This window comes from Streptomonospora arabica, assembly GCF_039531585.1.
GTDB classification, from domain to species: domain Bacteria; phylum Actinomycetota; class Actinomycetes; order Streptosporangiales; family Streptosporangiaceae; genus Streptomonospora; species Streptomonospora halophila.
The window spans coordinates 287,831-311,808 of the sequence record NZ_BAAAQI010000005.1; the positions used below are offsets into that span (position 1 = coordinate 287,831).

A 23,978-nucleotide genomic window follows, 5' to 3' on the forward strand; every position below is an offset into this window, starting at 1 on the left:
CTCCTAATTGCGGCGGGGGCTACTCGTCCTCGTCCTCCTCGTCGCGGCGGCGCTTCTTCTTGCCGTCGCGGCCCGGGCGAAGGAGGGCCTCCGCGAGGGCGAGCATGGTCTCCTCCAGCGCGGCCAGGCGCTTGGTGATGTCGTCGTGCGAGGTCTCGACGGCCTCGGTGATGGCCTCGTCGAACTCGTGGCGGTCGGGGCGGGCCTGGACCTCGCGCAGCAGCGGGTCGAAGCCCTCCTTGAGCCGGCCTTCGAGGCCGTCCAGCTTCTCGGTGGGGTCGACCGCCGGGCGCTCCAGCAGCTCGGTCAGGCGGCGGTGCACCTCGCTGAACTCCAGGGTGGCCGGGAGCTGGGCCAGGCGCTGGTTGAGCGCCTCCAGCCGGTCGTCGACGGCCTCCAGGCGGCCGTCCACCCCGTCGATCTTGCCGTTGACGCCCTCGAACTGGCCCTCGACGCCGTTGACCCGGCCCTCGATGCCGTCGAGCCGCCCGCCGACCCCGTCGATCTTGCCTTCGACGCCCTCAAAGCTGCCGTCGAAGTGCCCCTCGAAGGTGTCGAACCGGTCGGTGAGGCGGCCCAGCCCGTGCTCGAACTGGCCGTTGATCGCCTCCAGGTGGCGGTCCACCCGCTCGGCCAGCTCCTGGCGGGCCTGCTCCAGGCCGGCGTCGACGGCCGCGCGCTGCTCCTGGACCGCGCCGGTGAGCGAGCTGTGGCGCTCGTCGCCCTGCTGCCGCAGCGCCTCGACGCGCTCCTCCACGGTGTCGCGCATCTCGGCGATGCGGGCCTCGACGGACTCGCGCAGCTCGCCGGTGCGCTCCTCGACCGAACCGCGCAGCTGCGCCAGCTCGGCGGCCGTGGCGGCCAGGTCCTCCTCGGCCTTGGCGCGCAGGCCCTGGGCGGTCTCGTCCAGCTTGCCCGCCAGCTCGCCGCGGTTCTGCTCGTCGCGCTCGCGCAGCTCCGCCCGGTGCAGCTCCAGCTGCTCGTGCAGCTCGGCGAGCCGGTCGCGCACGTGGGCGCGGATCTCGCCCAGGCGCTCCTCGGTGGACTCGGCGAGCTTGACGACGGCGCTGTTGGCGTCGGCCACGGCTGCGGTGGACTCGGCGTGGTTCTCCTCGGCCTGGTTGCTCAGCCGGGCGACGCCCTCGCTGAGCTGCGAGGTGACCTCGGTGTGGCGCTCGCTCGCCTGGCCGTCCAGGCGCTCGATGCCCTCGCGCAGCGTGTTGTGGCGCTCCTCAGCGGAGCTGTCCAGCCGCTCGACGCCCTCGGTGAGGGCGGTGTGGCGCTCGTCGGCGCGGGTGTCGAGGCGCTCGACGCCCTCCGAGACCGCGCCGCTGACGGCGTCGCGGCTCTGCTCGGTGGCGCCGCGCAGGGACTCGGTCGCGGCGTCGAGCTTGTCGCCGAGCCGCGTGTGCTGCTCGCGCAGGGCGGCCTCGAGGGTGTCGTGGCTCTCGCCGATGGAGGTCACCAGGCTCTCGCGGCCCTCGGTCACGGCCTGCTCGATTGACGTGCGCCCCTGCTCGACGGCCGCGGCGAGGGTCTCGCGACCGCTGTCGATCGCGGCGGTGACGGCCTCGTGCCGCTCGGCGGCGGTGTCCGCCGCGCTGTCGTGCTGGGCCTGCAGGCGCTCCGAGAGCGCGGAGAGCGACTCGCGCAGCTCCGCGGAACCGGCGGCCAGGCCCTCGACGGCCTCGTCGATCCGGCCGAACCGCGCCTCGGTGCCGGCGGCCAGCTTCTCGACCCGCTCGGTCAGCGCGTCGATCCGCCCGGAGGCCTGCTCGCCGTTCTCGGCGAGCTCCTGCAGGCGCGAGAGTGTGGTGTCGAGGTGGCCGGTGATGGTGCGGATGTCCGCCCGCAGCGCGGACATCTCGGCCAGCGGCTTGACGCGTTCTCCGACCAGCGCGATGTGCTCGGCGAGGGTCTCGGCCCACTCCGGCGGGCGCGACGAGAGCTCGTCGACCCGCGCCTGGACGCCGGCGACCGACTCCGCGAGCGTCGCGAACTCGCGTTCGCGGAACTCGCGCAGCAGCCACTCCATGCCTTCCAGGCGCTGGCGCATCTCCTCGTTGACCGCGCCCTGCGACTTCTGCTCGGACATCTGGTCCTGGGCGGCCCGCGAGAGGAGGTCCCGCATGCGGTCGGAGATCCCGGTCTGACCTCCCCCGTTGAGGAAGTTGTGGTTGGTCTGTTCCACCGAGGTGCTCCTTAAGATCTGGCGCCCCCACCCGTGTCGGCTGTGGATGGGCGGTGTCCTCCTGGGTCGCCGGCGCGGCGCCGGTGGCGGGCGTCGCCGCTGTCACGGTCGGGGGTGCGGTGACCACGCGCGGTGACGCCCGGTGTCATAGGGAGAGAGCGGGCCGATCGGCCGCCGCCGACCACCCCGGTGCGTCGCCGGTCGAATCCAGGACAGGGAGAAGGGATTCAGCGGGGATCAGTTTAACGACATGTGCCTCGTTCACCGTGTTCAACTGGCAAAAATGGGCGGAATGGCGGGGGATCGATGCCTACCGATCTGTTGCGTCACGCTAGTACTGATCGGCGCTTTAGTCACCCGTGTGGTGAGAGGTCCGCGATGTCCGCTCGGTGAACGGTGTCTGCGGTGAAGCTGTGACCTCGGAACACACCAGGCACAGGGGGCGGTCCCCGACGCGGGTCAGCACCACGACGGCGGATTCGGGGCCGCTCGGCCTGAGGTCGCGGAGCAGTTTGTCCACCTCCACGGCCGATCCGCGTTTCTTAATCGTTACTGTTCCCGCCCCTCTTTCCCGTAGTTCGGCCCGCAGCCGCTTGAGGGAGAACGGCATCGTCCGGTGCACCTCGAAGGCGCGGCACAGGGGTGTGGCGACCAGGTGGTCGGAGGTGATGTAGGCGATGTCGGGATCCAGCAGCGCGCCGCCGACCAGGGCGGCGGCCTCGGCCACGAGGTGGGCGCGCACCACGGCGTTGTCGGGCTCGTAGAGGTAGCGCCCCGGCGGCGCGACGGGCGCGGGTGCGGCGCCGGGGTCGGCGGTCAGGGCCGCGGGATGCGAGCCGTCGCCGCGCAGCAGCGTGGCGCGCCGCGACCAGTTCCCGCCGAGGCCCTGCCACAGCGCGGTCTCCTTGAGCTCGCCGTCCACCGAGATCCACTCGGCCGCGGCCCCTGCGGGGATGCGCTCGTGCGGGATGCCGGGCGCGGCCTTCACACAGGAGGCCGGCGCACGCGCGGCGAGATCCAGGACGCGGTCCCAGGACGGGGAGTAGGCGTCGGGGTCGAAGACCCGGCCGCGTGCCGTCCGGCGGGCGGGGTCGCAGAAGACGGCGTCGCGGCCGCCGGGGTCGACCGCGGCGGCGTCCCCCTCGCGCACGCGCATCCGTCCGGCCGGCGCGAGCTCCGCGGCGTTGGCGGCGGCGACGGCGGCGGTCAGCGGGTCGGCCTCCACCGCCTCCACCTCCAGGCCCGCCTCGGCCATCGCGACCGCGTCGGCGCCGATGCCGCAGCCCAGGTCGGCCACCCGCGCTCCGGGCCCCAGCGCCCCGGCCAGCCGGCGGGCGCGGTACTCGGCGGCCACCCGGCGGGTGGCCTGCTCCAAACCGGGCCCGGTGAAGTACATGCGTCGGGCCCGGTCGCCGAACTTCCGCCGCGCCCGCTCGCGCAGCCGCACCTGGGTCAGCGCCGCGCCGGCGAGGTCGGCCGGCGAGACGTCGGGGGCCCCGCCCGCCCCCTCGGGCGCGGCCAGCGCCTCTTCGGCCTCCCGGCGCAGGACGGTGGCCGCCTTCAGGGGGTCGTCGGGAGCCGCGGAGGCGGCCGCGAGCACGCGGCCCCCCGCCGGTGTGAGAAGGCTCGCGAACGCCTTGGCCGCGCCGGGCGCGGTTTGCCCGCTGGACACCACGTTTGTTCACCGTTCCTCTGAGGTGTTCCCTTGTGACCAGTTGTTTGACGCGCCCTATGGGCCCGGCTAATGTTCCATACTGGCACTCTCCAAGGTAGAGTGCTAATCGCGACGAGGCCGGTCTGGCACCCGCGACGGCAGGCCGCCGTGGTCGCCCCTTTGCCAAGCATGCAGTTTCGTATCTTCGAACCCGAAGGGGGAGGTCACCACCGTGTCGACCGCCACCAAGACCGTGCTCAAGCCGCTTGAGGACCGCGTCGTCGTCAAGACCCTCGAAGCCGAGCAGACCACTGCCTCCGGCCTTGTCATCCCTGACACCGCCAAGGAGAAGCCCCAGGAGGGCGAGGTCCTCGCGGTCGGCCCCGGCCGCTGGGACGACGAGGGCGAGAACCGCATCCCGCTCGACGTCAAGGTCGGCGACGTCGTTCTGTACAGCAAGTACGGCGGCACCGAGGTCAAGTACGACAACGAGGAGTACCTCGTCCTCTCCGCCCGCGACCTGCTCGCGGTCGTCGAGAAGTAAACCCTCGTCAGTCGACGAACCTTTCCGCCCCGGCCGGCACGCTGCCGGGCGGGGCGGTTTTCCTTAGCCGCCGTAGGCGTACGGATAGAGGAAGCTCACCATGCCCAAGATCCTGGAATTCGAGGACGACGCCCGGCGCGCCCTCGAACGCGGCGTCGACCGCCTAGCGAACTCCGTGAAGGTGACGCTCGGCCCGCGCGGCCGCAACGTCGTCATCGACAAGAAGTTCGGCGCGCCCACCATCACGAACGACGGCGTCACCGTCGCGCGTGAGATCGAGCTGGAGGACCCCTACGAGAACCTCGGGGCCCAGCTGGTCAAGGAGGTCGCGACCAAGACCAACGACGCGGCCGGCGACGGTACCACCACCGCCACCGTGCTCGCCCAGGCGCTGGTCCACCAGGGCCTGCGCAGCGTGGCCGCCGGCGCCTCGCCGATGTCGCTCAAGAAGGGCATCGACGCCGCCGCGCAGAAGGTCGCCGACCTGCTGAGCGAGCGCGCCCGCGAAGTCGGCGAGCGCGAGGACATCGCCTACGTCGCCACCAACTCCGCCCAGGACGCCCAGATCGGCGACATGATCGCGGAGGCCTTCGACAAGGTCGGCAAGGACGGCGTCATCACCGTCGAGGAGGCCCCCACCATGGGCCTCGACCTCGACTTCACCGAGGGCATGCAGTTCGACAAGGGCTACGTCTCGCCCTACTTCGTCACCGACCAGGAGCGCCAGGAGGTGGTCCTGGACGACGCCCTCATCCTGATCAACCAGGGCAAGATCTCCAGCCTCAACGACCTGCTCCCGCTGCTGGAGAAGGTCGTCCAGAGCAAGAAGCCGCTGCTGATCATCGCCGAGGACATCGAGGGCGACGCGCTGGGCGCGCTGGTCCTCAACAAGATCCGCGGCGCCCTCGACGTCGCCGCGGTCAAGGCTCCCGGCTTCGGCGAGCGCCGCAAGGCGATGCTGCAGGACATCGCGACCCTGACCGGCGGCCAGGTCATCGCCGAAGAGGTCGGCCTGACCCTGGAGAACGCCGACGTCGACGTGCTGGGCAGCGCCCGCCGCGTGACCGTCACCAAGGACGACACCACCATCGTCGACGGCAAGGGCGAGCAGAGCGAGGTCGACGACCGGGTCGCCCAGATCCGCAAGGAGATCGAGAACAGCGACTCCGACTGGGACCGCGAGAAGCTGCAGGAGCGCCTGGCCAAGCTGGCCGGCGGCGTCTCGGTGCTGCGCGTCGGCGCGGCCACCGAGGTCGAGCTCAAGGAGAAGAAGCACCGCCTGGAGGACGCGATCTCGGCCACCCGCGCCGCGATCGAGGAGGGGATCGTCGCCGGCGGCGGCGCCTCCCTGGTGCACGCCGCCGCGCAGCTCGACGACCTCGGCCTGACCGGCGACGAGGCCACCGGCGTGAAGATCGTGCGCGACTCCCTGGTGGAGCCGGCCCGCTGGATCGCCGAGAACGGCGGCGCCGAGGGCTACGTCGTGACCTACCGCATCTCCGAGCTGCCGTTCGGCCAGGGCTACAACGCCTCCACCGGCGCCTACGGCGACCTGATGGCGGCCGGCATCATCGACCCGGTCAAGGTCACCCGCTCCGCGGTGCAGAACGCGGCCTCCATCGCCGGCATGCTGCTGACGACCGAGGCGCTCGTCGTCGACAAGCCCGAGGAGGAGGACTCCGAGGGCGGCCAGGGGCACGGCCACGGCCACTGAGGCCGACCGACACCCTGACGGCGCACTGACGGCACGGCCCCGGCCGCGCCGGACCGCCCCTGCGGGCGGCTCTCCGCGGCCCGACCCCGCGTCCGCACACCTGCGGGCGCGGGGTCGCCCTTTACCATCGCGACCCGGATTTCAGCACGGGACTCGCGTCACTTATCGGGCTTTTCCGCCAAATGTGATCATTCTGTAGCCGCACTTGGTGACGTGTAAACCCGCACAGCGGGGCATGATGCGTTACGTGGCGGATCTACGCGCAGCGGGGGGCGCGCTCGCGAGCCGAGCCGAGGCCCTGCGCAGAGCGAACGAGACGGAACTGAACTACCTGACCTCGCTGGCCGTCCAGGGCGACGACGGCGCGGTGGACTCTCTCATCCGCGAAGTCCGGCCCATGGTGCTGCGCTACTGCCGCGCCAAGCTCTCGCGTGTCTCGGGCTACGTCCACCACTCCGACGACGTCGCCCAGGAGGTGTGCATCGCGCTGCTCGCCGCGCTGCCGCGCTACGAGGACAAGGGGCGCCCCTTCGCGGCGTTCGTCTTCAAGATCGCCTCGAACAAGGTCGCCGACGCGCTGCGCCGCTCCACCCGCGCCGACGTGCCCACCGACACCGTGCCCGACTGCCCCGACGACGGCCCCGGCCCCGAGGAGGCGGCCGTGCGCACCGCCGAGGCCGAACGGGCCCGCGCGCTGCTCGACGAACTGCCCGAGCAGCAGCGCCGCCTGCTGCTGATGCGGGTCATCGCCGGGCTCTCCGCCGACGAGACCGGGCATGCGCTGGGCATGTCCCCCGGAGCCGTGCGCGTGGCACAGCACCGCGCCCTCGCCCGCCTGCGCAAGGTCGCCACGGCCAACCGGCTGATCTGAGCCGCGCCTGCGCGCCGCCCACGCGTTCCAGCGGCGCCGCCCCGCGCCGCACGCGTCCCCCGGCCGCCCTCGTCCCGCCCCGCCGCCGGTGCGCTTCGCGCTTCGCACGCTGTCACGTTCCGGCCCGCCGTCCTGCCATGGTGTTGCGCGGGCGTGCCGAGCCGCGCGCCGGATCGCCGCCGTCCGCGCACCGGGCACTCGTCGCCCCTGCGCATCCGCGGCGCCGCGGCGCGTGTTCCCGGCCCGCCCCGCGCTGTGAGGATCGCCACCGGGCGGGTGCGGCCGCGACCGTTCCGCTCCGCGCCCCCTCTCGGCGGTTCTAGGATGAAACGATACGCGCGAGTGGTTGGGAAGAGATATGACGCAGCTGTTCACGGGGGACGGCGGCAAAGTTCTGCCGCCGGGGCTGACCTACGACGACGTCCTGCTGGTCCCGTCCTACTCGGACATGCAGCCCGGCGAGGCCGACACCACCAGCAGGCTCTCGCGCAACATCGAACTGCGCATCCCGCTGCTGTCCGCGGCGATGGACACGGTCACCGAGGCCCGCACCGCCGTGGCCATGGCCCGCCAGGGCGGCGCCGGGGTGCTGCACCGCAACCTCTCGGTCGAGGCCCAGGCCGGCCAGGTCGACCTGGTCAAGCGGTCCGAGGCCGGCATGGTCACCGACCCGGTCACATGCAAGCCCGACGACACCCTGGCCGACGTCGAGGCGCTCAGCGCCCACTACCGCATCTCCGGGGCCCCGGTCACCGACGACGACGGCCGGCTGCTGGGCATCGTCACCAACCGCGACATGCGCTTCGAACTGAACCGCCAGCGCTCGGTGCACGAGGTCATGACGCCGATGCCGCTGGTCACCGCGCCGGTGGGGGTGAGCCGCGAGGACGCCTTCCGACTGCTGCGCGAGAACAAGGTCGAGAAGCTGCCGCTGGTCGACTCCCAGGGCCGGCTGCGCGGGCTGATCACCGTCAAGGACTTCATCAAGAGCGAGCAGTTCCCCGACGCCACCAAGGACGCCGACGGCCGCCTGGTGGTCGGCGCCGCGGTCGGCGTCGGCGCCGAGTCCGAGGTGCGCGCGCGTGCGCTGGTCGAAGCGGGCGCCGACTTCGTCGTCGTCGACACCGCGCACGGCCACTCCTCCGGCGTGGCCGAGATGATCGCCAAGCTCAAGGCCAACTCCTCCGCCGATGTCGTCGCCGGCAACATCGCCACCCGCGCCGGCGCCCAGACCCTGATCGACGCCGGCGCCGACGCGGTCAAGGTGGGCGTGGGCCCCGGCTCCATCTGCACCACGCGTGTGGTCGCGGGGGTCGGTGCTCCGCAGGTCACCGCCGTGATGGAGGCCTCCAAGGCCGCCGGCCCCGCCCAGGTGCCGGTCATCGCCGACGGCGGGCTGCAGTTCTCCGGCGACATAGCCAAGGCGATCGTCGCCGGCGCGAGCACGGTGATGCTGGGCAGCCTGCTGGCCGGAGTCGAGGAGAGCCCCGGCGAGCTCGTCTTCATCAACGGCAAGCAGTTCAAGACCTACCGCGGCATGGGGTCGCTGGGCGCGATGCGCGGGCGCTCCTACTCCAAGGACCGCTACTCCCAGGCCGACGTCGCCACCGAGGAGAAGCTCATCCCCGAGGGAGTCGAGGGCCAGGTGCCCTACCGCGGTCCGCTGGAGGCGGTGGCCCACCAGCTCATCGGCGGCCTGCGCCAGTCGATGTGGTACGCGGGCGCCCGCACCGTCGGCGACCTGCGTGAGAACGGGCAGCTGATGCAGGTCACGTCGGCGGGGCTGAAGGAGAGCCACCCCCACGACGTGCAGATGACCGTCGAGGCCCCCAACTACCACGGGCGCCGCTGACCGGCCGTGTGCCGGAGTCCCCGAACGTGCGGATCGACGGGGGACAGAGGGCGGGGCCGGAGGCACCGCCTGCGCGTGGACCGATGGGCGGGCGCACCGACTCGGGGCCGTCCGAGCCCGGGAGCACGCGAGCCCGCGCGGCGGGCGACGACCCACCAGGCCGCGTCGACCGGCGACCGAGCTGTTCGCCGAACGCGGCTGCGAGCGGACCGCGGTCGACGATGTGGGTGCGGCCGCGGGCATCGCGCGCACGAACTTGCTGCGGTGGTCCAGCGCTGAGGACGTGCTGCTTCGGGAGCCGCCGGCGTCGGCGACGATCCGCTGTCCTCGAACCGGTCGATCGGCCCGACGGCGCCTCCGCCCGGGAGGCCGTCCGCCGTGCCGGCGGCGGACCGGCCGAGGGGCTGCGGCGCGGGCGCCGCGGCGCGCGGCGGTAAACTCGGCGCGGCAGTACCCGCCGGCCGTCTTCGCCGGTGAAGCACGCGAGAGGGGACCCAAGCGTTGGCTCAGCTGGAGATCGGGCTCGGCAAGAACGCGCGCCGTTCCTACGAACTCGACGAGATCGGGATCGTGCCGGCGCGCCGCACCCGCGACCCCGAGGAAGTGTCGATCACCTGGCAGATCGACGCCTACCGCTTCGAGACGCCGCTGATGGGCAGCCCGATGGACAGCATCGCCTCGCCCGAGACGGTGATCGCCATGGGGCGCCAGGGCGCCGTGGGCGTGCTCGACCTCGAAGGCCTGTGGACGCGCTACGAGTCCCCCGAGTCGCTGCTGGAGGAGATCCGCGAGCTCGACGACGAGGCCGCCACGCAGCGGCTGCAGGAGATCTACGCCGAGCCGATCAAGGAGGAGCTGATCGGCCGGCGCATCGAGGAGATCCGCCAGGCCGGCGTGGTCACGGCCGCGCGCCTGTCTCCGCAGCGCACCGCGCAGTACCACAAGGCGGTCATCGACGCCGGGATCGACCTGTTCGTCATCCGCGGCACGACGGTCTCGGCCGAGCACGTCTCGGGCCGGGCCGAACCGCTCAACCTCAAGCAGTTCATCTACGACCTCGACGTACCGGTGATCGTCGGCGGCTGCGCGACCTACACCGCCGCGCTGCACCTGATGCGCACCGGCGCCGCGGGCGTGCTCGTGGGCTTCGGCGGCGGATCCGGGCACACCACCCGGTCCGTGCTGGGCGTGGCCGTGCCGATGGCCAGCGCCATCGGCGACGTCGCCGCGGCCCGCCGCGACTACCTCGACGAGTCGGGCGGCCGCTACGTGCACGTCATCGCAGACGGCGGCATGTCCCTCAGCGGCGACATCGCCAAGGCCCTGGCCTGCGGATCCGACGCCGTCATGATCGGCTCGCCGCTGGCGCGCGCCGCCGAGGCCCCGGGCGGCGGCTACCACTGGGGCAGCGAGGCCCACCACGGCGAGCTGCCGCGCGGCGAGCGGCTGCACGTGGGCACGATCGGCTCCCTGGAGTCGATCCTGCACGGCCCCGCCTCCACCAGTGACGGCGCGATGAACCTCACGGGTGCGCTGCGCCGCACCATGGCCACCTCCGGCTACAGCGACCTCAAGGAGTTCCAGCGGGTCGAGGTCGTGGTCAACCCGCACCGCTGAGCACCGCGGCCCCCGGTCCGCGCGAGCCCGCGGACCGGGCGGCCCGCCTTTTCACGGATACCGCCTCGACCGCGCAGGTCAGCGGGTAGGTTGTTGACTCGGGCCGTACGTATGGGGTGCACTATCACGTCGGTGCCGTGTGCGCCCAGCCGAAACGCCATCCTTCCGGCAGATCGTGACCAAGACGTGAATGAGGTGTACGTGAGCGGTCCCCCCGTCACCGGTTCCGAGGAGTCCCCCGCCTCGGCCGAACACCCCCCGCCGCCCCGGTGGAAGCGGGGCATCGCCGCAGCGGCGGCGGTGGCATCGACCCTCGGCGTGGCCGCGGGAGTCGCAGGTGTCGCCGGCATGTTCGAGCCGTCCCGGCCCCCGCAGCTTCCGCCGGGCCCCGACGACGCCGCGGGCAGCATCGACACGGTCCCGGGCGCGGCGGGGCAGCAGGAGTCCGCGGGCTCCGGCGGCTCCGACCTGGCGGCCGACAGCAGACGCTCGCCGGACCCCGACCGGATCGCCGATCCCAGCCCGGAGTGGCTCGGCACCGTCTCCGACGCCACCGGCATCCCGCGCCGGGCGCTGGAGGGCTACGCCCGCGCCCAGCTGACGGTCACCGAGGAGCAGCCCGAGTGCCGCATCTCCTGGCCGACCCTGGCGGCCATCGGCGAGGTCGAGTCCGACCACGGCACCGCCGCCGGAGGCGAGATCGGCGCTGACGGCCGCACCACCGAGGACGTCATCGGCATCCCGCTCGACGGGTCCGACAACACCGCCGCGATCCCCGACTCCGACGGCGGCTCCCTTGACGGCGACTCCGAGTGGGACCGCGCCGTCGGACCCATGCAGTTCATCCCCACCACCTGGCGCAAGTGGGGCGCCGACGCCGACTCCGCCGCCGGGGCCGACCCGCACGACGTCGACGACGCGGCTCTGTCCGCGGCCCGCTACCTCTGCTCCGAGGGGCGCGTTCTGACCAGCGACTCCGGCTGGTGGGACGCGATCCTCACCTACAACGAGTCCCGCAGCTACGGCGAGGACGTGCTGTCGGCCGCCGACCGCTACGCCACCGAGGCCGCCGAAGCGGTGTGAGGCCGCCGAAGCGGTGTGCGTGTGCCGCGGCCCACGAGGCCGCGTGCTGCCTCGTGTGGCCGCGGGGTTGGGGGCCTCCCACGCGCGCCGGCGCGTCGGCGCGCCGGTCGTGCAGCGTGCGCGCGGGGGAGCGCGCGCACGCGCTCCCCGGCGGGCGCGCTCCCCGGCGCGTATGCCGTGCGGTGCTGCGCAGGGCCGCGCCCGTCCCGGCCCGTCCGCTGCCCGACCCCTCCCGCACCCGCCCGTTCGCGGCGGTGCGAGGCGCGCCACCGGATTGGTCCGGGCCTGTCGGGTTAGCCTGGCCATGGGACGTTTCGAGTGTGCGGCCCGGCAAGGCACAGTCCAAGGAAGGCGTGAGATGACTTCAGCGCGGATAGGGCCCGAACAGCGAACCGAGGCGCTTGAGGCCATGTCGGGAGGCGAACTGGACGTCCTGGTCGTCGGCGGGGGCATCGTCGGAGCCGGCGTCGCCCTGGACGCGGTATCGCGGGGGCTCTCGGTCGGGCTGATCGAGGCCCGCGACTTCGCATCGGGGACCTCCAGCCGCTCCAGCAAACTCATCCACGGCGGCCTGCGCTACCTGGAGCAGCTCGACTTCGAGCTGGTGCGCGAGGCGCTGGTCGAGCGCGGGCTGCTGCTGCACCGCATCGCGCCGCACCTGGTGCAGCCGGTGCCGTTCCTGTACCCGCTCACCAAGCACTGGGAGCGGCCCTACGTCGGCGCCGGAGTCACCCTCTACGACACGCTCGCGATGTCCGTGGGCGGCGCCCGCGGCCTGCCGCGCCACCGCCACCTGACGCGCGGCAGCGCGCTGCGGCTCTTCCCGGCGCTGCGCCGCGACTCCCTGGTGGGGGCCGTGCAGTACTGGGACGCCCAGGTCGACGACGCCCGCTACGTCCTCACCGTGCTGCGCACGGCCGCCACCTACGGGGCGCACGTGGCCTCGCGGGTCCAGGCGGTGAGCTTCCTGCGCGAAGGCGAGCACGTCACCGGCGCCCAGGCCCAGGACCTGGAGACCGGCGAGCGGTTCGACATCCGCGCCAAGCAGGTGGTCAACGCGGCGGGCGTGTGGACCGACGACATCCAGGAGATGGTCGGCGGGCGCGGCCAGATCCACGTGCGCGCGTCCAAGGGGATCCACCTGGTCGTGCCGCGCGACCGCATCCAGGCGTCCTCGGGGCTCATCCTGCGCACGGAGAAGAGCGTGCTGTTCGTCATCCCGTGGGGGCGGCACTGGATCATCGGCACGACCGACACCGACTGGGACCTGGACAAGGCCCACCCGGCGGCGAGCAGGACCGATATCGACTACGTGCTCGACCACGTCAACTCGGTCCTGCGGGTCCCGCTCACCAGGGACGACGTCGAGGGCGTCTACGCCGGTCTGCGCCCGCTGCTGGCGGGGGAGTCCGACGAGAGCTCCAAGCTGTCGCGCGAGCACACCGTGGCCCACCCGGTTCCAGGGCTGGTGCTGATCGCCGGAGGCAAGTACACGACCTACCGGGTGATGGCCAAGGACGCGGTCGACGCCGTGGCGCACGGGCTCGACGGGCGCATCCCGCAGTCGGTGACCGACCGGCTGCCGCTGGCGGGCGCCGAGGGGTACGCGGCCATGTGGAACCAGCGCCGCAGGCTCGCCAACGAGTCGGGGCTGCACCGTTCGCGGATCACCCACCTGCTGCGCCGCTACGGCACCATGATCGACGAGATCCTGGGGATGATGGCCGAGCGCCCCGACCTCAAGGAGCCGCTGACCGGCGCCGACGACTACCTGCGCGCCGAGATCGCCTACGCGGCCGCCTACGAGGGCGCCCGCCATCTCAACGACGTCCTGGCGCGCCGGACCCGGATCTCGATAGAGACCTGGGACCGCGGCATCGCCGCGTCGGAGGAGGCGGCGCGGCTGATGGGCGAGCAGCTGGGCTGGAGCGAGGAGCACATCGAGCGCGAGGTGGCCTACTACCGCAAGCGCATCGAGGTGGAGCGCGCCGCCCAGGAGCAGGACAACGACAACGAGGCGGACGCCGTCCAACACGGAGCCCCGGAGATCGTCCCCGCGGCCTCAGTGGGAGCCGGAGTGAGCTGAGGGAGGCCACAGCCCCGGAGCCGCTCGATCGAGGTTCGGTCCGGAGGTCCAGCGGACAGCCCACCGGAAGCTCCACCGCAGCGGGCCGTCACGACGTCGACCTGGTCGGCTGCCCCCTGAAGGGGGGATCACGATGCTCGATACGGCCCACGAGCCGATCACGCCTGGTGAGACCCTCGTGGACGACTCCCTCAACCCCCTGGGTGTTTTCCGGTACCGCCTGGCCAAGACGATCGGGGTGCCGGCTCGCCGGATCAACGAGATCGTGCTCGGCAAGCGTCGGATCACGCCAGAGACCGCCCTGAGGCTGTCCAAGGAATTCGGTTGAGCGAGCGGTTGGCTCAACGTGCAGGCCGACTACGACATCGAGGTCGACAAGGACCGCCACCAGAGTGAGGTCGACGCCGTTACGCCAACGGCGTGATGGAAACACCGTTCGTCCACCTTGGAGCTTGACTGGCGCCTCGCCGGAGACCGGCGGGGCGCCAGAGCTGTATGGGGTGGGCGTGTGGCGGGGGCGGCGAGGGCGGCGGGTGGTTGGGCCCGGCGGTTACCGGTGCTGGTGCGTGTTGGTTGGGCGTGTGACGGGGGCGGCGAGGGTCTTGCGTGGTCAGGCCTGCCGTCACCGGTTCGGGTGCGCGTCGGTTGAGCGTGTGACGGGGGCGGCGAGGACGGCCGGTGGCTGGGCCCGGCGGTCACCGGTTCGGGCGCGTGTTGGTTGGGCATGTGGCGAGGGCGGCGGGTGGTTGGGCCCGGCGGTTACCGGTCCTGCTGCGTGTTGGTTGGGCGTGTGACGGGGGCGGCGAGGGTCCTGCGTGGTCAGGCCTGCCGTCACCGGTGCTGGTGCGCGTCGGTTGAGCGTGTGACGGGGGCGGCGAGGACGGCCGGTGGCTGGGCCCGGCGGTCACCGGTTCGGGCGCGTGTTGGTTGGGCATGTGGCGAGGGCGGCGGGTGGTTGGGCCCGGCGGTTACCGGTCCTGCTGCGTGTTGGTTGGGCGTGTGACGGGGGCGGCGAGGGTCCTGCGTGGTCAGGCCTGCCGTCACCGGTGCTGGTGCGCGTCGGTTGAGCGTGTGACGGGGGCGGCGAGGACGGCCGGTGGCTGGGCCCGGCGGTCACCGGTTCAGGCGCGTGTTGGTTGGGCGTGTGACGGGGGCGGCGGGTGGTTGGGCCCGGCGGTTACCGGTCCTGGTGCGCGCCGGTGGGGTGCGCGGCGGGGCAGCGAGGACGGCGGTGGCGCGGGGCTGCGGGTATCGGATCGGGCCGCGGGAGGCCTTCCTCGGCTGATGGGGCAGTGCCAGGGTGAGCTGAAGTGGACATTTCTGCCATAAGGGGCTTCTGGCGGTCGTGTGAGGGGCGCGGTGACCGCTCAAACAGGGAGGCGGCGCCACCCTCCCCGCACTATTTTGCAATGCGGAAAAATTGCAGTCGGTTCGTACGATTTGCCCGTTTTTCGGGATGCTGTGGCGACCTGAAGTGCGGCGAGTCGGGCGAAAACCGCGTTCTGAGGCCCTTCAGGCATGCATTTGGCGGGTTTCGTGGCTGTGGGAGGTCCTGTGGGGCGTTCAGTCTGCGGTGTATTTCGGGCATCTCGCCATGTTTCGCCCCGTTCGAACGGGCAGTGCGGCCTGTTGGCGTAGTGATGCCTGCATAAGGCCGGTCTCGTCGGCCTCCCGCTCGCGCACCCTGCCCTGAACGCCCGATTTATTCCGACTTATTCGCTGTCTTCCATCGCCCGACCGTGATCGCCGACTTCGGTGGCCGTGGAGCTCGGCGGTGAGGCCGCCACCTCGTCGGGTGGTTCACCGGCGAGCACGGGACCGATGACCGCCGAGCCGAGCCCTCCGGTGTCCTCGCTGCCTCGTCGGGTGGTTCACCGGCGAGCACGGGACCGATGACCGCCGAGCCGAGCCCTCCGGTGTCCTCGCTGCCTCGTTGGGTGGGGGACCGGCGCGTGCCGGGACCGGTGATCGCCGGGCCCGACCCTTCGGTGTCGTCGCTGCCTCGTCGGGTGCGTGAGCGGCGGTATCAACCCGTTGCGCTGTCGGTCGCGGCCGCGACCGCGACCGCGGCTACGGGACATTCGACATCCGCTTCCATCACTCAACAGGCCCGCTCAGTCGGCACGACCAGCCTGGCAAGGTGTCGGAAAATGGTGCGCCGGGGAACGGTCTCGCGGACGGGACGAGGCCGGTCCCCGGCGCTTTGGGGGGATGGTGGTGGTGCGCTCAGGTGGGAGATCTCCTGGCGCCCGTTGTCTTGTGGGGTCGCTCTGCCTGTCGGACATTAGGCCGATCCATGCACCGGTATGCATCGACCCGTATGCCGGACCGTACGCCGGTTCGTCTGCCAGGCCGCGCGTCGGGCAGTACCTCGATCCGTACGCCGCTCCGCACCTCGCTCCGCACTCGATCCGTACGTCGCTTGGCACGTCGGGCCGAAAGAGCCCGGCGCCAGGGGCGCCGACGCCGAGCCTGCCGGCGGCTTTCTGCCCTGCCGACGAGCTACCCGGATACCCGCCGGTATAGCAGGCTCCGCCGGTTGTTCCGCGATGTGGGTGGATCGAAGCGCCGTTCCGGCAGGTGAAGGGAGTCGTTGCGGCTCTTGGAAAAGTTTCTCCGACCGCTGTCCGGCACACCGGTTCCGGTTTCGATCCCGGTCCTGATCCCATTCCCGGCACTGATCCCGCTTCCGCTCCCAGTCGCCGACCGCCGACCGCCGACCGCCGACCAGCCGCCTGGCGCGATCGCTCCGCTCCGGTCCGCTCTGTTCTCCCCCTGCCCCGGTTCCCCTCCGGCCGCGGTCTCCTGCGGCCCCGGCTCCCTCCGGCACCCCCACCCACCCCTTGACCTCAATTCACCTCAAATGGGAGGCGCCGTTGACGTCCAGTACCGCGCCCGAGGTCCATACCGCCTCCGGCGAGGCCAGGTAGGCCACCGCCGAGGCGATCTCGTCGGCCGTCGCGACCCGGCCGAACGGGCTCTGCCCGCGGATCGCGTCGCCCTCGTCGGCGTCCAGCCGTGCCTCGACCCGCGGGGTCGAGGTGAATCCGGGAGCCACCGAGGCGACTCCGATGCCGTGGGGGCCGAGAGACACGGCCAGCGACTGGCCCAGCGAGTGCAGCGCGGCTTTACTGGCACCGTATGCGGGCATGTCGGGCTCACCCCGGTAGGCGCCGCGCGAGCCGACGTTGACGATCCGCCCGGCGGCGCCGCGTTCGATCATGTGCCGCGCCGCGCAGTAGCTCAGGTTCGCCGCTCCGAACACGTTCACGCCGATGATGCGCTGCCATGCCGCCTGCCATTCGGCATAGGAGGTCTCGGGCAGCGGGTGCGGGATGACCGCGGCGGCGTTGTTCACCAGGACGTCGAGTCCGCCGAGCCCCTCGACGGCCGCGGCGACGACGGCCTCGGCCGCGGCGGGGTCGGCGACGTCTCCGCGGACCAGCGCGTGCCCCGAGCCGTCGAGGGACTCCAGGGTGGCCTCGGCCGCACCCCTGCTCGACGCGTAATGCACGGCCACCCGGTCGCCGTCGGCGGCGAACCGCCGGGCGACCGCCCGCCCGATGCCTCCCGAAGCCCCGGTGACCAGGACACCGCGGCTCTGCCGCGCGCTCACGCGGCGCTGCCCTCGTCGTCGAAGGCGGCCGGGCGCGTGATCGTGGCCATGTGCCGTCCCTTCTCCGCCGATCCGCTGATCTCTGCCGATCTCCGCCGAAACCGCGATGCCGGCGCTCTCCGCTGACACTGCCATACGGCGCTCCGGCGCGGTGCCGCACCGCCGGCGCCCCGCAGGTGGGGGCGGTCGCCTGGTCGCGCCGCCCGCTCGTGCCGGCCCGTACCGACCCCTGCCGTGAACGGGTGGGGGCCGGTTCAGAGGCCGCAGCGCCCCGCCCCCGGGCGGGCGCACCCCGTCCGTCGCGGACCGGCCGCGCCGGGCTACGCGGTCGGCTCCTCCCCGTCGCGCACGGGAGTGGCCACAGCGGGGCTGCGGACGTGCTCGGGGCGCAGGCCCATCATCATCACGCGGGCGACCACCTTCGACCAGGGGCCGGTGCCCCCGATCACCCGGAGCAGGGGCGGCAGGTCGGTGTCTGTGTCCAGCGCCTTGCTGATGACCTGGCGCTGCAGCAGCTGCTGGAACGCCTGGGTGCCGACGGTGGGCATCCGGCGGCGGCGCTGCACGCGGGCCAGCAGCTCGGGGTTGAGCGTCTTGGCGAACCGGTCGGGGTCGCTCTGAGCCTCCAGCAGCGGGCGGGCGAGGAGGTTGGCCGTTGCCACGGCGTCCTGGACCGCCAGGTTGATGCCGACACCGCCCACGGGCGTCATGGCGTGCGCCGCGTCCCCGAGGGCCAGCAGCCCCGGGCGGTACCAGCGCTCCAGGCGGTCCTGCGTCACGTTCAGAAAGGCCACCTTCGACCAGTCGTCGACGTCGCGCACGTTCTCGCCGAGGAACGGCAGCAGCCCCAGCAGCTGCTCCTGGAAGGCCTCGATCGGCTGGCTGCGGGTGGCCTCGTAGCCGCCCTTGGGGATGACGAACGCGACCTGCCAGTAGTGCCCGCGGTCGATCCCCACGGCCATCGCGCCCTGGCCCAGGTTGCCGTTCATGCCGCTGGGGTCGTCGGGCTTGCGGGGCACCCGCAGCCACAGCACGTCCATCGGTGCGCCCAGTTCGGCGGGGACCATGCCGGCGGCGTCCCGCAGTCCGGAGTCGCGCCCGTCGGCCGCGATGCTCAGCACCGCCCGGAGCTCGTGCTCCTCGTCTCCGGCCTGCGACGGCGCGTCGCCGTCGCTCCGCCGCCGGTAGCGGATGCCGCGGACCGCGCTGTCCTGCTCGACGACGCCGGCGGCCTCGGCGTTCATCAGCAGCCGGAACCCGGGGTAGGTGCGCGCGTGGTCGGTGAGCATGTCGAGGAAGTCCCACTGCGGCATCATCGCGATGTAGGGGAACCGCCCCGGAAGGTCGTGCAGGTCGGCCTGGACGATCGGGTCGTCGCCGCGCCCGACCGTCAGCGTCTCGACCTTGCGGTGCGGCCGCTCCGCCAGCCGATCGGCGAGGCCCAGTTCGTCGAGGATTTGGAGCGTGGAGGGGTGGACGGTGTCGCCGCGGAAGTCGCGCAGGAAGTCGCCGTGCTTTTCGAGCACGGTGACGTCCACGCCGGCCCGCGCCAGCAGCAGGCCGAGCATGATTCCCGCCGGGCCGCCTCCCGCGACGGCGACGGTGGTGTTCTCGGTGTGCGACATCGCAACCTCCTGGAAGAGGGCGGCGCGGAGTCCTCGGCGGCGCCCGGGAGCCGGCTTCGTTGAGTGCGATCCAACGCCGCACCGTGCCGGACTGTCCAGCAACCGCAGGGGCAATCGTCCCCAGAGGCGGGTTCCGTAACCGGACCGCGCATCGGTTACCGGCGGGTAGTCAATTCCGGTGACGTGGATTACGCTCCCGCCATGGACACCGCTACGAGCACCTCCGGTCGCTCCGCGTCGCCGGCGGGGCTGGAGGACGTCGTCCCCCGGCTCACACGCCGCGTGGCCGCCGCGTCGGGCAAGACGACGCAGACCGCGGCGCCCTTCACCGGAGCGCCCCTCGCCGAACTCCCCGAGTCCTCCGCCGCCGACGTCGCCGCCGCCTTCGAGCGCGCCCGCGCGGCGCAGCGGTCCTGGGCCGCACTGTCCCCCCGAGAGCGCGCCGAGCCGTTCGTGCGGTTCCACGACCTGGTCCTCTCCCGCCAGCGCGAGATCCTCGACCTCATCCAGTGGGAGACCGGCAAGGCCCGCCGACACGCCTTCGAGGAGGTCTACGACGCCGCCGGCGGCACCCTCCACTACGCCCGGCAGGCGCCCCGCCTCCTGCGGACCCGGCGCATCCCCGGCGCCGTGCCCGGTGCGACCCGGACCCACCACCGCCGCCTGCCCCGCGGCGCGGTCGCCGTCATCAGCCCGTGGAACTACCCCCTGACCCTGCCCGTCGCCGACGCCGTGCCCGCGCTGCTCGCCGGCAACGCCGTGGTCGCCAAGCCCGACACCCAGACCTCGCTGACCGCGCTGTGGGCGATCGAGACCGCCGTCGAGGCCGGCCTGCCCGAGGACCTGTGGATCCCGGTGATCGGCAGGCCCGAGGAGATCGGCGACGCCCTCGTCGACAACGCCGACTACGTCTCCTTCACCGGCTCCTCCGCGGTGGGCGCCGAGATCGGCCAGCGCGCCGCGCGCCGCCTCATCGGCTTCTCCGCGGAACTGGGCGGCAAGAACCCCGCCGTCGTCTGCGCCGACGCCGACATGGACTGGACCGTGGAAGGCCTCCAGCGGGCCGGTTTCAGCAACGCCGGCCAGCTGTGCATCTCCATGGAGCGCATCTACGTGCACGACTCGGTCTACGACGAGTTCGCCGAGCGCTTCGCCGATGCGGTGCGCGGCATGGAGCTCAACGCCGCCTTCGACTACTCCGCCGACATGGGCTCGCTGACCTACCGCAGGCAGTTCGACCGCGTCAGCGCCCACGTCGAGGACGCGCGCGCCAAGGGCGCCGAGATCCTCGCCGGCGGCGGCCCCCGCGACGACGTCGGCCCGCTGTTCTACGAGCCCACGGTCATGGCCGGGGTGACCCCGACCATGGACGCCTGCTCCGCCGAGACATTCGGCCCGGTGGTCTCCCTCTACCGCTTCTTTGACGAGGACGAGGCCGTCGACGCCGCCAACTCCACCGACTACGGGCTCAACGCCAGCGTGTGGACCCGCGACACCGCGCGCGGGCGCCGCCTGGCCGAGCGCATCGAGGCAGGCACCGTCAACATCAACGAGGGCTACGGCGCCGCCTGGGCCAGCTACGGCGCACCCATGGGCGGCATGAAGCGCTCCGGCGTGGGCCGCCGGCACGGCCCCGAGGGGCTGCTGCGCTACACCGAGTCCCAGACCGTCGCCAGCCAGCACTACATCGGCCTGGGCGGTCCTCCGGGTATGGACGCCCGGACACTCTCCACGGTGATGACGGCCGGTGCGCGGCTGATGAAGCGGTTCCGCATCCGCTGACCGGCCCGCCGCGCCCGCAGGCCCCGGCCGACTCCGGCCGGGGCCGAACCGACGGCGCGCGCGACCGTCTTCAGGTCGCTGACCTCGGGTTTCGTGCCCGCGGAAGTCTCGTGGAGACGCCTCCGGGGCGCAGTGAACTTCCACACTCCGTTCCGCTCCCGCAAAAACCGGGAAACTCCTGCGCCGGGCGCCGCCCGGGCGTAACCTGCGCTTCACGTGGCCGCCGTACGCCTCTCCCCTGACCCTCGAAACCGGCGACGGCGGTATCCGCGGAAGCCAACGGAGGGACGATGCGAGTAGCGGACTCGACCATTCGGGACGGCCGCGGCGGCGTTACCCGCCGCCCGTCGCTGAAGCGGCGGCCTGCCCGCCGCCCCACCGCACTGACCCGGACCCCTCGCCTGGGCACGCGGGGCGCGGTGAGCTGTGCTCGCCGGTGAGCTGTTCGGCTCGATCACCCGCGCTGTGAGCGAGCCGATGCTGCTGGTCGGGCTCTCCGGCGAGATCCTCGGCCGGAACGCCGCCATGCGGCGGCTGTGCCCGGAGGCCGACACGGGCGCCAACCTCTACGGGCTCAGCTCCGACAGCCCCGAGCGGACCGGCGACACGCTGCGCCGATGGGCCGGGTCGGGCGAGCCGATGGCCGGGGTGCTGTGCCTGGTCGACCCCGACGGGCGGCCGCGCCGCTGTCCCGGGTTCGGCAGCCGCGCGGCCTGGGCCGACGCGGGCGAGCCCGCGGTGCAGATCCGCCTGGTGCCCGCGTTCGACCGCGACGCCCCCGATGCCCCGGGCGCCTTCGGCGACCAGGAGGGCCGCATGCGCGCGCGGCTGGAGCGCGAGCACGAGATCGCCCTGGGCCTGCAGCGCAGCCTGCTGCCGTGCCGCGTCGCGGGCGCGCCGCTGGAGGTCGCGGCGGAGTACGTGCCCACCGCCTACGGCGCCGAGGTCGGCGGCGACTGGTACGACGTGTTCGCCATCCCCGCCTCCGACCGCATCGGCCTGGTGATCGGCGACGTCGCGGGACACGGGCTGCCCGAGGCCACCGTCATGTCCCAGCTGCGCAGCGTGCTGCGCGCCGCCGCGCTGGAGGAGGGCGTGCGCCCCGACCGGGTCACCGCGCGGCTCGACGCCTACGTCGACACCTACCTGCCGGAGAACATGGCCACCATGTGCTACGCGGTCTACGACCCGGGCGCCGACGAGCTCGCCTACGCCAACGCGGGACACGTCCCCCCGATGCTGCTGCGCGGCGGCGGGGAGTGCGAGCGGCTGGAGTCGGTCGTCGACCCGCCGCTGGGCTGCTCGCTGGGCGGCGAGCACCGCACCGCCCGCGTCGCGGTGCACCCCGGCGACATGCTGGTCTGCTATACCGACGGGGTGGTGGAGCGGCGCCGCGAGTCGCTGGACACCGGGCTGGGCCGGCTGTCCGCGCTGCTCACCGGGTTCGACGCGCCCACACCCAAGGACGTGTGCACCACGGTCATGGCGTGGTCGGCGCCCACCGACCACGCCGACGACCGGGCGGTCCTGGTGGCCGGGTTCTGAGGCCACGGGGAGGATCTAGACTGAGAAGCGGTCCGATCCCCGTGCGCTGCACACTCCTACCTGCGGGAAGGCTTCTTCCGTGTCCCCTTCCGACGCCGGCGACTCCTCGTTCGACACCGTTCTCGTCGTCGACTACGGCGCGCAATACGCTCAGCTCATCGCGAGGCGGGTGCGCGAGTGCCACGTCTACAGCGAGATCGTCCCCTCCACCATGCCGGTCGAGGAGATGCTGGCCAAGCGGCCGAAGGCGATCATCCTCTCCGGCGGCCCCTCGTCGGTCTACGCCGACGGCGCGCCCCAGGCGCCCGCGGGGATGTTCGAGACCGGTGTGCCGACGCTCGGCATCTGCTACGGCTACCAGGCGATGGTCCAGGCGCTCGGGGGCACGGTGGCCCGGACCGGGCGCAGCGAGTTCGGCCGCACCCGCATGCAGGCCGGCACCGACACCGTGCTGTTCGCCGGCCTGCCCGCCGCGCAGACGGTGTGGATGTCCCACGGCGACTCCGTCGCCGAGGCGCCCGAGGGCTTCCGCACCACCGGCAGCACCGAGAGCACGCCCGTCGCCGCCATGGAGGCCCCCGAGCGCGGGCTCTACGGCGTCCAGTTCCACCCCGAGGTGCTGCACAGCGAGCACGGGCAGGCGGTGCTGCGGCACTTCCTCTACAACGGCGCCGGGTGCCGGCCCACCTGGACGATGGTCAACATCGTCGACGAGCAGGTCGAGCGCATCCGCACCCAGATCGGCGGCAAGCGCGCCATCTGCGGGCTGAGCGGCGGCGTCGACTCCGCGGTGGCCGGCGCACTCGTCCAGCGGGCCATCGGCGACCGGCTGACCTGCGTTTTCGTTGACCACGGGCTGCTGCGGAAGGGCGAGGTCGAGCAGGTCGAGAAGGACTTCGTCGAGGCCACCGGCGCCGTGCTGAAGGTCGTCGACGCCCAGGAGCGGTTCCTCGACGCGCTGGCGGGGGTCAGCGACCCCGAGGAGAAGCGCAAGATCATCGGCCGGGAGTTCATCCGCGTCTTCGAGCAGGCCGCCCGCGAGGTCGTCGCCGAAGGCGGCAAGGAGGGCGACGACGTCGAGTTCCTGGTGCAGGGCACCCTCTACCCCGACGTCGTGGAGTCGGGCGGCGGCACCGGCGCCGCCAACATCAAGTCGCACCACAACGTCGGCGGGCTCCCCGATGACCTGCGGTTCTCGCTGACCGAGCCGCTGCGCGAGCTGTTCAAGGACGAGGTCCGCCGTGTCGGCGAGGAGCTGGGCCTGCCCGCGGAGATGGTGTGGCGCCAGCCCTTCCCCGGGCCCGGCCTGGGCATCCGCATCATCGGCGAGGTCACCCGCGAGCGCCTGGAGATCCTGCGCGAGGCCGACGCCGTCGCCCGCGAGGAGCTCTCGCGCGCGGGACTGGACCGCGACATCTGGCAGTGCCCGGTGGTGCTGCTGGCCGACGTGCGCTCGGTGGGCGTGCAGGGCGACGGCAGGACCTACGGCCACCCCGTGGTGCTGCGCCCCGTCAGCAGCGAGGACGCGATGACGGCCGACTGGTCGCGCCTGCCCTACGACGTGCTGGCGGCCATCTCCAACCGGATCACCAACGAGGTCCGCGAGATCAACCGCGTCACCCTCGACGTCACCAGCAAGCCGCCCGGCACCATCGAGTGGGAGTAAGGGGACCGGTGGCCCCGCCCCGCGCGGCCGGGAGCGCGCCCGGCGATCCGGGCCGCCGGGCCGCCGGCGGTTCCGCGGAGCGGACCCGGGAACCGCCGCCCGCTCCGTGACCGCACCCGGTCACCTGCGTAC

General features: G+C 72.7%; 15 protein-coding genes. 11 read left to right on the forward strand and 4 right to left on the reverse strand.

Annotated features, from left to right (window positions below; all coding sequences use genetic code 11):
• Positions 1-19: 19 nt before the first annotated feature.
• Positions 20-2,191, reverse strand: a complete 2,172-nt coding sequence (locus tag ABD284_RS11475; RefSeq protein WP_344142772.1) for an apolipoprotein A-IV repeat region-like domain-containing protein — start codon at positions 2,189-2,191, stop codon at positions 20-22.
• Between the two features lie 349 nt (positions 2,192-2,540).
• Positions 2,541-3,863 carry a class I SAM-dependent methyltransferase gene (locus tag ABD284_RS11480; RefSeq protein WP_344142773.1) on the reverse strand — a complete coding sequence of 441 codons (1,323 nt, stop codon included), beginning with the start codon at positions 3,861-3,863 and terminating at the stop codon, positions 2,541-2,543.
• 214 nt (positions 3,864-4,077) lie between these two features.
• Here ABD284_RS11480 and groES point away from each other — a divergent pair, with 214 nt between their 5' ends.
• The 8 genes from groES to ABD284_RS11520 all read left to right on the forward strand — a co-directional run bounded on the left by groES (position 4,078) and on the right by ABD284_RS11520 (position 13,940).
• Positions 4,078-4,389, forward strand: coding sequence for a co-chaperone GroES (gene groES / locus ABD284_RS11485; protein ID WP_186356718.1), 312 nt, complete (start codon positions 4,078-4,080; stop codon positions 4,387-4,389).
• Between the two features lie 100 nt (positions 4,390-4,489).
• Positions 4,490-6,103, forward strand: a complete 1,614-nt coding sequence (gene groL / locus ABD284_RS11490) for a chaperonin GroEL (protein WP_344142775.1) — start codon at positions 4,490-4,492, stop codon at positions 6,101-6,103.
• A 247-nt stretch (positions 6,104-6,350) separates the two neighbouring features.
• Positions 6,351-6,974: a sigma-70 family RNA polymerase sigma factor gene (locus ABD284_RS11495; protein ID WP_344142776.1), complete on the forward strand. Its 624-nt coding sequence runs from the start codon at positions 6,351-6,353 to the stop codon at positions 6,972-6,974.
• Positions 6,975-7,332: 358 nt separating this feature from the next.
• A complete protein-coding gene (gene guaB, locus ABD284_RS11500; RefSeq protein ID WP_344142777.1) occupies positions 7,333-8,826 on the forward strand; it encodes an IMP dehydrogenase in 1,494 nt (497 codons plus the stop codon).
• A 510-nt stretch (positions 8,827-9,336) separates the two neighbouring features.
• Positions 9,337-10,443: a GuaB3 family IMP dehydrogenase-related protein gene (locus ABD284_RS11505; RefSeq protein ID WP_344142850.1), complete on the forward strand. Its 1,107-nt coding sequence runs from the start codon at positions 9,337-9,339 to the stop codon at positions 10,441-10,443.
• A gap of 201 nt (positions 10,444-10,644) precedes the next feature.
• Positions 10,645-11,526, forward strand: coding sequence for a lytic murein transglycosylase (locus tag ABD284_RS11510; protein WP_344142778.1), 882 nt, complete (start codon positions 10,645-10,647; stop codon positions 11,524-11,526).
• A gap of 358 nt (positions 11,527-11,884) precedes the next feature.
• The gene (locus ABD284_RS11515; RefSeq protein ID WP_344142779.1) at positions 11,885-13,612 is read left to right on the forward strand and encodes a glycerol-3-phosphate dehydrogenase/oxidase; all 1,728 of its coding nucleotides are present in this window, start codon (positions 11,885-11,887) and stop codon (positions 13,610-13,612) included.
• Positions 13,613-13,745: 133 nt separating this feature from the next.
• On the forward strand, positions 13,746-13,940 hold the full coding sequence (locus ABD284_RS11520) for a HigA family addiction module antitoxin (RefSeq protein WP_344142780.1): 195 nt from the start codon (positions 13,746-13,748) through the stop codon (positions 13,938-13,940).
• A 2,526-nt stretch (positions 13,941-16,466) separates the two neighbouring features.
• Here ABD284_RS11520 and ABD284_RS11525 read toward each other — a convergent pair.
• A complete protein-coding gene (locus ABD284_RS11525) occupies positions 16,467-17,228 on the reverse strand; it encodes an SDR family NAD(P)-dependent oxidoreductase (protein WP_344142781.1) in 762 nt (253 codons plus the stop codon).
• 320 nt (positions 17,229-17,548) lie between these two features.
• The gene (locus ABD284_RS11530; protein ID WP_344142783.1) at positions 17,549-18,853 is read right to left on the reverse strand and encodes an FAD-dependent oxidoreductase; all 1,305 of its coding nucleotides are present in this window, start codon (positions 18,851-18,853) and stop codon (positions 17,549-17,551) included.
• A gap of 201 nt (positions 18,854-19,054) precedes the next feature.
• On the opposite strand from ABD284_RS11530, the gene ABD284_RS11535 reads away from it, so the two are divergent.
• The 3 genes from ABD284_RS11535 (at position 19,055) to guaA (ending at position 23,846) form a co-directional block, all read left to right on the forward strand.
• Complete coding sequence (locus ABD284_RS11535; protein ID WP_344142784.1) at positions 19,055-20,635, forward strand: succinic semialdehyde dehydrogenase; 1,581 nt, start codon at positions 19,055-19,057, stop codon at positions 20,633-20,635.
• Positions 20,636-21,100: 465 nt separating this feature from the next.
• Complete coding sequence (locus ABD284_RS11540; RefSeq protein WP_344142785.1) at positions 21,101-22,180, forward strand: PP2C family protein-serine/threonine phosphatase; 1,080 nt, start codon at positions 21,101-21,103, stop codon at positions 22,178-22,180.
• A gap of 79 nt (positions 22,181-22,259) precedes the next feature.
• Positions 22,260-23,846 (forward strand): glutamine-hydrolyzing GMP synthase, encoded by a 1,587-nt coding sequence (gene guaA, locus ABD284_RS11545; protein ID WP_344142786.1) that lies wholly within the window; start codon positions 22,260-22,262, stop codon positions 23,844-23,846.
• Positions 23,847-23,978: the final 132 nt, after the last annotated feature.

Bases quoted from the DNA above. Each gene is read 5' to 3' on its own strand.
- groL (WP_344142775.1), top strand. From the start codon at position 4,490: ATGCCCAAGATCCTGGAATTCGAGGACGACGCCCGGCGCGCCCTCGAA.
- guaB (WP_344142777.1), top strand. From the start codon at position 7,333: ATGACGCAGCTGTTCACGGGGGACGGCGGCAAAGTTCTGCCGCCGGGG.
- ABD284_RS11515 (WP_344142779.1), top strand. From the start codon at position 11,885: ATGACTTCAGCGCGGATAGGGCCCGAACAGCGAACCGAGGCGCTTGAG.
- ABD284_RS11520 (WP_344142780.1), top strand. From the start codon at position 13,746: ATGCTCGATACGGCCCACGAGCCGATCACGCCTGGTGAGACCCTCGTG.
- ABD284_RS11530 (WP_344142783.1), bottom strand. From the start codon at position 18,853: ATGTCGCACACCGAGAACACCACCGTCGCCGTCGCGGGAGGCGGCCCG.
- ABD284_RS11535 (WP_344142784.1), top strand. From the start codon at position 19,055: ATGGACACCGCTACGAGCACCTCCGGTCGCTCCGCGTCGCCGGCGGGG.